This is a genomic window from Vibrio sp. 10N.261.55.C5 (assembly GCF_041470505.1).
GTDB classification, from domain to species: Bacteria; Pseudomonadota; Gammaproteobacteria; order Enterobacterales; family Vibrionaceae; genus Vibrio; species Vibrio crassostreae_C.
Map to the genome: position 1 here is coordinate 1 of NZ_JBFRMS010000107.1, position 8,496 is coordinate 8,496.

The 8,496-nt window shown below is 39.8% G+C and carries 6 protein-coding genes; 1 reads left to right on the plus strand and 5 read right to left on the minus strand.

What is annotated here, in order from left to right:
* From AB4263_RS23955 to AB4263_RS23975, 5 genes are all read right to left on the minus strand, one after another.
* On the minus strand, window positions 1–1,051 hold a 1,051-nt coding region (locus AB4263_RS23955; RefSeq protein ID WP_372099018.1), incomplete at its 3' end, for a peptidoglycan-binding protein.
* A 4-nt stretch (window positions 1,052–1,055) separates the two neighbouring features.
* Complete coding sequence (locus AB4263_RS23960) at window positions 1,056–2,681, minus strand: hypothetical protein (protein WP_102249495.1); 1,626 nt, start codon at window positions 2,679–2,681, stop codon at window positions 1,056–1,058.
* Between the two features lie 2 nt (window positions 2,682–2,683).
* Window positions 2,684–4,027, minus strand: coding sequence for an ATP-binding protein (locus tag AB4263_RS23965; RefSeq protein ID WP_076655965.1), 1,344 nt, complete (start codon window positions 4,025–4,027; stop codon window positions 2,684–2,686).
* 1 nt (window position 4,028) lies between these two features.
* Complete coding sequence (locus AB4263_RS23970; protein ID WP_372050583.1) at window positions 4,029–6,521, minus strand: Hsp70 family protein; 2,493 nt, start codon at window positions 6,519–6,521, stop codon at window positions 4,029–4,031.
* Window positions 6,518–6,877 (minus strand): hypothetical protein, encoded by a 360-nt coding sequence (locus tag AB4263_RS23975; protein ID WP_076655960.1) that lies wholly within the window; start codon window positions 6,875–6,877, stop codon window positions 6,518–6,520. Before AB4263_RS23975 ends, AB4263_RS23970 begins: the two co-directional genes overlap by 4 nt.
* An 864-nt stretch (window positions 6,878–7,741) precedes the next feature.
* Here AB4263_RS23975 and AB4263_RS23980 point away from each other — a divergent pair.
* Window positions 7,742–8,496, plus strand: a 755-nt coding sequence (locus AB4263_RS23980; protein WP_372099019.1) for an ISNCY family transposase, incomplete at its 3' end; no start/stop codon positions are given.

Below are 8,496 nucleotides of genomic sequence, written 5' to 3' on the forward strand. Positions count from 1 at the left end.
TGTAGTCAATTTTGGCATTCGCAGGGATTCCATTATCATTACTCTGATGGTTGTTAGTTTTGACTCCAACATTAAGTGAAGATTTAGATCGCTCTTTGCTCCGAAGCGAAGAAAGTAGTTCTCTATCTACTCTTCCTGTTTGAGCTAAACCCGAGTCACGCTGGAAAACCTTTATCGCACTCGCTGTTCCCGGTCCGTAATCACCATCAATTGGACCAGGCTTATATCCTAGGACGGTTAAAAGTTGTTGTACTTCTCGTGTTAACTGGGCGTTCGGTTTATTTGAAGCGCTCTTAGTTGACACATTCGATGTTTTCTTAAAGCGTTGATCAATTAGTTTTGCCTCTCGTATCGCTTCTGTAGTAATTGTAGACTTGTGTGTTTCTACTTCTCGCTCAGCTTTAGAGAGATCTCGTTGTCGATAGCGATAATTACTACACCTACTATTATAGTCATTAACAATTCGATTGAACTCATCTATACCTCCGTTTGTATCGAAGATATTTCTCATCGCATCAATACGCATGATTTCACGAGTACACCAACGAATCTGCGACACTGAAAGTATATTATTTGAACCGACAGGCGGTTTATTATACTGAAGCTTAGGAGTCTCATTTCTTGGCTTGTTGGTTTTACCTACGACAGACGAACTTCCTAATTGAGAAGCTGTTGGAGTCTTTGCTGTTGGATTGGCTAAACTACTACCGGTAGCAGCCTTAGGTACGGAACTAGGACTATCATTACCCTGACTTATTGCCATGAAAATACCGACAATGAGTAAAAAACCAAATATATACCCCCAACTTATACCCGATTTGTTACCTTCCTGTTGTTCATCTTGTAATGTTCCATCCGTAACTTCTGATTCTGAGCCTACATCTACAGTGTTATCACGCTGTGAACCAGACTGAGTCTTAGATAGGGGCGTTGTTATGGTGTCTGTAGAGGGGTCAGACTGAAAATCAGATTCGACTGAATCAGCTTTGTCTTCACTCTTTGAGTGCAGCTGTGATAAACCACTAAACCCTTTGGGATTCTTATTACTCATTAAACTAATTCACCCCAAAGACTTCACTTAATCGAGAAGCTCTCTTATCCATCATAACGCTAACCAGTGTGCTAAACATATGGTAGTTCGTAGCACTGACATCTAAGCTTGCATTAACTTTACTATCTCCAACAAGACTGTATGTACATTGGCCATTGTATACGTTGGAAGACAAACGACTCCATGGCACCAAAACTGGCTCACTCGCTCGAAGAAACTTTTTCCTGTGTAGAACGAGCCCATCGTCTCGAACACCAATACCAGAAAAATGATCCTTTGCTTTGCACACAACATCAATTGCAAAATTTATCATCAGCTTATAACCAGTACCTTTCCAAAACCTATCTAACAAGGCGCTAAAATGCTCCTGTTTCTTTGTGGTTATTTTGTAAGTACGATTAGTGCCACCATATTCAAATATATAATCTGTCGTTAGGCTTCTGCTTATTACTTGATAGCTATAGAAAGTAATATCTTCAAACCTAACAAAAGCCCCTTTCCAAGAAATACCTGATGCGCTAATCTTCAATTCGTCTTTGAAAGCAAGACCTATCTCAGCGCTATAAGCCATCTCAAGCTCATGTTTTACTTGTTCCCTAGCTTCATTTTCGGCTCTTTGCTGTCTTTCAAACTCAATATCTTTAATGTCGGCAATGTCTTTTTCCACACGCTCTGAAAAGCTGGTTACTTCTCCAAAAAGCTCAAGGCTAATCTCGCTTAGTTTTTTTGTTATGTCATCTTGAAGCATTTCATTGAACATATACAAACTAAGATCGCGAACTTTGTACGCCAATTCTTTGCTCTCTTCATGCTCTAACCCTTTCCCTTGGAAACTAACTTGAATAGGTTGAGCTATTGTATCCCAGCCTCTTAGGCTAGTTATTAGTTTCGATATAAGTTGGTCCAAATGGTCATTCGAGTACTGACTAGTGGTCATTGTCATGATATTTTCAATCAACGACTCAATAGATGCAGTTTCTTCAGCAAGAGCATGCTTTGTGGCCACCTCATAATAATCAACTAGATCTTGAACAAGTGTATAGCACTGCCTAACACCACTCATTGAATTTTTATCAACAATATCAGTTACTAAAGATACCAGCATCTGACTATCCAACCTATCCAATGAGTCTTTAATAGACTGATTGAAGTAGTCCTTTCGCAGATTAACTCCGTCCTCTAGCTGTGAAGTATCACTTAATAATGGGAAACCAGAGTACTTTCTCTCTTGATTAAGCAGAATCATGACTTCATCTAAACGGAGGTGTAAACCTTCAAAAAGGTCCGCTAACCTCAAAATTGAATCTTTGACAAGTTTGTGACTTTCACCTTTGTAAAGGCTCAATGATGACGAAATTAAGTTCAACTGATCTAGTGCGTGTAAATGTCTAAGATCGATAAGATCATTTAGTGATTTAATGGCAAGTGCTCGGAGAACAGTTGGTTCTGTCACTCCAATCAACCAACCTAACTCTGACTGAGCTCTCAAGCGAGGGGAGATTACTTCACTTAAAAGATCTCGGTCTGAGTCATTGAACAAACTAAACTCTTCTTCTAGCTCTGAAAGTTCAGCTCTAGTATTACGTAATGTTGCGTTTAAGAGAAAGAATGGGTTTTCTTTAATATTCATAGTCACAGAAATCCGATTTTATTTTTATTAATTGAAGGTATCATCGGTAACAATTCAATCGCAGACATTAACTCATTGTGACCAAGTGTACTTATTCTGTCTTTTGCAGTTTTTCTAGCAGCCTCTTTCACTACGAAGTCAATATCTGCCAACGTACGCCCAATCAAACTATCAATGACTTCATCTTTAATTACTTCACTTTCAAGTGGTAACCCTTGCGTCAAAAAATTTAATGAAGCCCTGATCTCGCTTTCATTTGGAATACCGATTTCTATCAGATGGTTAAAACGGCCTTTACGCTTTAGCGCTGGGTCAATATCTTCGATGAAGTTCGTCATTCCTATAATCAACACGCCAGCATTTATAGCTTCTGGTATCCGTCTTAGAAACTCATTAATCTCTTCAAGTTTATGGTCTTTGGCTGTACTTCTATTTGATGTATAGGATTCCATTTCATCGATGAGAATAACGCTAGGCGAGCACCTCATTGCTTCATTAAATACTTCAGAAATTTTTTTGCTTGTTTCATGAATGTAGGGACTTGCTACTGATGCAGAGTCCACCTTAAAAACTGGCCAGCCCAAGTGATTCACGAGCTTTTCCGCAGCATATGTTTTCCCGCATCCGGGTGGGCCATATAGGATAAAAGATGACGGTCCCTCGATACCCATTTTCCTATAAGAGTCACGGTGGTTTATTACATCAACTATGTACTCATTGACAAACTCTTCCAGTGACTCTCTGCCAAACAGTTCAAACTCGCACAAAGACTCATTCACAGTAGAGTCTGACGGTTCTAATACATAGTCCACTCCAGCTAACTCAAAGCACTCTTCAAGCTCAGCATCATTCAACGGAGTTAATTTTGATACTGCCTTGAAAGAACTGTCCTTAAGGCTCACACCATTTGTTAACCACAACTTATAAGACAGCTCGTTGTCAAGATCACTACTTAAATCTAAAGGCAGAAGCACTGAGTACTTTTCTACAAAGAGACTATTTTTAGTACTGCCTGGTTTTTCTTTCGAATTTAAATAGGCATGAGTGAATGATAGAGCCTGCGAAAAATCAACTAAACCGAGACCAGTATCAAAACTAGATACCGAAAAACAATCTTCTATTTCAAAATAATGAAATTCTTCACTACCCACATTGATAGAATTAAACAAATTTCTGGGTAAATAATCGTTTTTAACCCATAAGCTGCATAGATCCTGAGTTACGATGATAATATTTGTCTTATTATCAAGTTTGTATATTGCAGCTGAGTCTACTAAAAGTAACCGTTCAATAATCACTTCACCAGAAGGTAACCTGTATCGCATTGGCAATAACACGCTGTTCATCTTAGCTTTCTACTATATTCGCAAAGACTGTAGAATCTAGATCAGGAGCACCACCCACTCGGTTTTGGAACAAATGGAAGTTTACTGTTCTTAATTCATCTATATTGTTATTCTCGATACAATGTATACCTTGCTGCACACATTCGTTAAACTTAGCTTTATCAATAAACGCAGCCTCTTCAGAACACAAAACCTTAAACTGCTCAACAACAAACCAGTCTTGTTTATACAGAATTTCAAAATTCTTTGAGCGTAGTTCATCCATTGCCACCTCAAAGTCATGTGACTTACTTGCAATTGCATTTTGGGCAGTATTCATAAGCTTTATAACCACTGCGTGATCTGATTCTTCAGCATACTGTTCAATATATTCACTATAAGTATTTTTCATCTTATCGAACTCTAATGCTCTGATAGTTGATAAGTTCTGACTTCTAACTTTTGACAACTGACGCTTGGCTTCCAGTAGCTTTTCCATTGCTTCCTGAGATTCTTCTGGGGTGACTGCTCTTTGATTTTTGTCTTCTGCCAAAGTCACATTTTCGAATACTCGATTGATTTCATCATTATCTAGAATATCTCGTATCTCGCTAACTCGCTCTTTTAAGCTATCGGCTTCCATAGAAATAATTGCTTTTGAATCAGCATGGTTGATTTGGTTCTCTTGTCGAGAGTAGAAGTTCTTGCCTGCGTTAAATACACCACCAATACATGGTATTGAGACCTCTAAATTGATCGCACCGGAATCAAAAATTTCATAAATACACTCAATGTCAGCACCCGCTGGTACGACTCCAACTTCAAAATCATGGCCAGAAACTTTCAGCACACCCACTGGTCTGTTGTCTGTTACAGGATCCTCTATGTCACCTTCCCAAAGCTTTATATTTATACTATTGTCCGTGCCTGCTCTAAGAGTTTCTGCAGCCTTAAACATCTTTGTACCTTTAACCGGCAACGAGTCGCCTGATTTGACTAAGTACGACAAGCTAGATTTACCACCTAAACTACTCAATGCTTCGATCGAGATCGAGTGGGATGCTGGTATAGCCTCTACTGTTGCAGATGTTTTTGTAATAGATATTTGACTATCTTTTATTGCTACCGTAGTACCTAAAGGGTCAAATACGAACACTTTAAATAGGTTTTCCCCCATAATTCCCAGTGGGACGGTGACCGTTGACATAGCTTCAAGAGCAACTCTACCCGACGTCCAACCAGTGCTTATACTATCGACTTGATATTCATAACCCTCGGTATAGTCATCAAATTTAATTGCTATCTTCGATGCTTTATTAGGAGTTCTAGCTTGAAATTTGAATACCAAAGATAGTGCTCCCTTAGACTCAATGACCCCACGAGATGACTTTCTTTCACGATTTTGTGTAGTCCAATCTATTGACTCTGCAAAAATACTTGCGCCTTCAGCTACAGCTGTCATCGAGTTTACTTCGGTTGAACCCTTAATCCCCAATTCAAAACAAACCTTGTCACGAAGCGGCTTGTAATTAGTTGGTCCGCCAACAAATACAACTCTCTCAATATAATCAGGAGTAAGATGCGCTTTTGATAAAGCCTCTCGTGCAGCCTCTACAGACTCTAGAACTAAATTATTAATTAGATGGTCAAACTCATCTCTAGAAATCTCGATATCTAAATATATCTCTTCACCGTCGAGATCAAACTCTCTTATCTCTGTTTCTGACAATGAAATTACGGCTGCCTCTTTGGATGATAACTCAATCTTAGCCCTCTCGGCCGCATAGTTTGCCATTCTCACCATGGTTGAATACTTAGGCTCGACGAGAAAGTTATCAGGCAAATTGAAGTTATTTCTTAACCATGGTTTAACAATTTTATCCATAAGGAGTCGGTCAAAATCACGACCTCCACACATAGCAATGCCACCATGAGATAGAAGGTTTACTTTACCTCTATGACTTTCTGCGATCGCAATATCAAGAGTGCCACCACCTAAATCGTAAACAAGAAAGGTACCATCCAATGCCCCTTCTTTCATAACGCTCATTACAGCGGCAACTGGTTCTTGCATCAAAGCAACGTTATTTATACCGGCCAAGTTAGCTGCATCAACAGTTGCATCTTTTTGCATTTGGTTGAATGCTGCTGGAACGGTAATAACAACACCGGTTTCTGGGTCTAGTCGAAGCTCTTCATTCAAGTATCCATAGAGCGTTTTCAAAACTTCAGCAGAGCACTGCTCTGGTGTCTTTACTTCATGAACGGCTTTAAATTCTATTGGGGTACTCGTTCCCATCAACCTTTTAAAAAGTACAGCTGAATTACTTGGACTGCGAGCAGCTTGTTCATAAGCTCGTTGTCCAACTAACTTATTTCCTCGTCTATCGAGATAAATTGCAGATGGGGTAATGTCATTTTGTTCAGGGCTTTTCCAAATTTTTGTTTTTTGACCATCAAATGATGCTATCGCACTGTTCGTAGTACCCAGATCTATGCCAACAAAGTTTTTCATTTTTTACTCCCAAGAATAACTGTACCCATCTGTTCAATACCCTTTTCACTCATAATCAAAGGGGATAGTACTTGGTCAATATATAGCTCTTCACTTTCGTCAAAATCATCAATATTTATCGCAGATACAGCCATGCCAGCATCGTAATCTTGACCTTCTAAATCGATAATTTTCAAACCGCTAGTCTCCAGCTCATCAGCAATCTTTTTAACAAACCACTTCAGCTGACTTTGAAAGCGAGTTTGATCTTTCATAGCCAATTTGGCTAAAACACGCTCATTTGCCTTGGCAAAGCGCCAAGACTCGGAAGCAAGTTCAACTAAAGATTTAAAATATGAATTACTAGACTCAGACATAATACTTCCCAAATATGGATGATGGGGTTCTCATAACAACAACCCAAATTATGTGCGTAACATATCATATTGTACTATGCAGAACATTGTTCTAGGCCATATTGAATGCGGTTAATTTTCCGTACCGACTATTTTTATAGTGGTCATTGAATCAAAGCCCTTTTAACAGCTCTATCCAACGTTTCTACCCATGCAGTCTCATACCTGTCTCTTGATCAGAAATCAGTCTAAAAACCCATAAATCCAGTCGTTTCCTTGCTCAGATAGTATCCACTAAGTATATCCTGTAGTTTGTCCCAGCCAAGCCACATGGTTCCCCAACTGGCAATGCGTGTCCGTTCACCTAGTTTGGAAATGGCTTCGTATGCCCATTTGAGCATAGGAATTTCGCTAGGTAGCTATAGGGTAGCGTCCGCCTCTCTTGTTAACATTGAATGTATAAAGGTTATTTTGATTTGAACAATTGGAACGAAGAGCAGACTAAGAGAAGAACAGAATCAATAACCAAATTGGCTTATGAACTAATGTAAGACGCCTTGACCGATAGTCCGCACACTCCGAAGTTACGTTGAATTTCCCCCCGTGATACAGAACGGGGTTTACGACGAACGCCATTAGATGAATGGATAACTTTTAGTAGGGCAAAAGCCCACGAACAGGGTGTGAATGAGTATTTACTCTAGCTGACAATGGGGCAAAAGTTTGCTACAACAAAAGACAGACTACGTGTGATCACCAAGCGATTCTGTCGTATCGTAACTACCAAGCGACTTTGTCATTCGCTTAATTACCGAGGGAAATTGACGGTCTCTATTTTTACGTAATCCTTTGACTAGTGCTACGAATTAGTCAGGGGTGTATAGGATGATCGTTATGAATACTCAATCTCAGCTTACCGTGGATATCATCGCAAAAGTTGCTCTCGGTAAAATCTCAATTACTAATGCCTCTAAGCTCCTCAATAAGTCTCGCAGAACCATTGAACGTTATCTCAGGCGATATCGCTCTGATGGTATCCGATTTGTGGTTCATGGCAACACAGGAAGGGCACCCGCTAATAAAATCCCCATTACCTTAAAGCAACAAGTTCAAGCTCTTATAAAGGCCAAGTATTACGACTTTAACATGCTTCATCTCGCCGATATGTTAGAGGTATTTGAAGGCATCAAAGTAAAACGGGAGACGCTTCGTACCTGGGCACATGAAATCCATCATGTAAAACGAGCCAAACATCGACGTTCTAAGGTAAGAAGACGACGTGAGCGTATGGAAGCCGAAGGCTTAATGCTGCAAATGGACGGCAGTCCGCACCTTTGGTTCGGTGATAAAAAATCCTGTCTTATCGCCATGATTGATGATGCAACCAGTGAGGTTCATGCGGAGTTTTTTCCTTCAGAAACCACCGAAGGGTGCCTCAAAGTAATGAAAACTTATATCAAGAAAAAAGGGCTTTTTAAGACTCTTTATGTCGATAGAGCGGGCATCTTCGGTGGACCAAAACGTTGCCACTTCTCCCAGATGCAACGAGCCTGTGAAGAGCTGGGTATAGAAATTATTTTTGCCAATTCGCCTCAAGGCAAGGGTCGCATCGAACGTGCCTTTGATACGTTCCAAGATCG

Bases quoted from the DNA above. Each gene is read 5' to 3' on its own strand.
- AB4263_RS23960 (WP_102249495.1), bottom strand. From the start codon at position 2,681: ATGAATATTAAAGAAAACCCATTCTTTCTCTTAAACGCAACATTACGT.
- AB4263_RS23965 (WP_076655965.1), bottom strand. From the start codon at position 4,027: ATGAACAGCGTGTTATTGCCAATGCGATACAGGTTACCTTCTGGTGAA.
- AB4263_RS23970 (WP_372050583.1), bottom strand. From the start codon at position 6,521: ATGAAAAACTTTGTTGGCATAGATCTGGGTACTACGAACAGTGCGATA.
- AB4263_RS23975 (WP_076655960.1), bottom strand. From the start codon at position 6,877: ATGTCTGAGTCTAGTAATTCATATTTTAAATCTTTAGTTGAACTTGCT.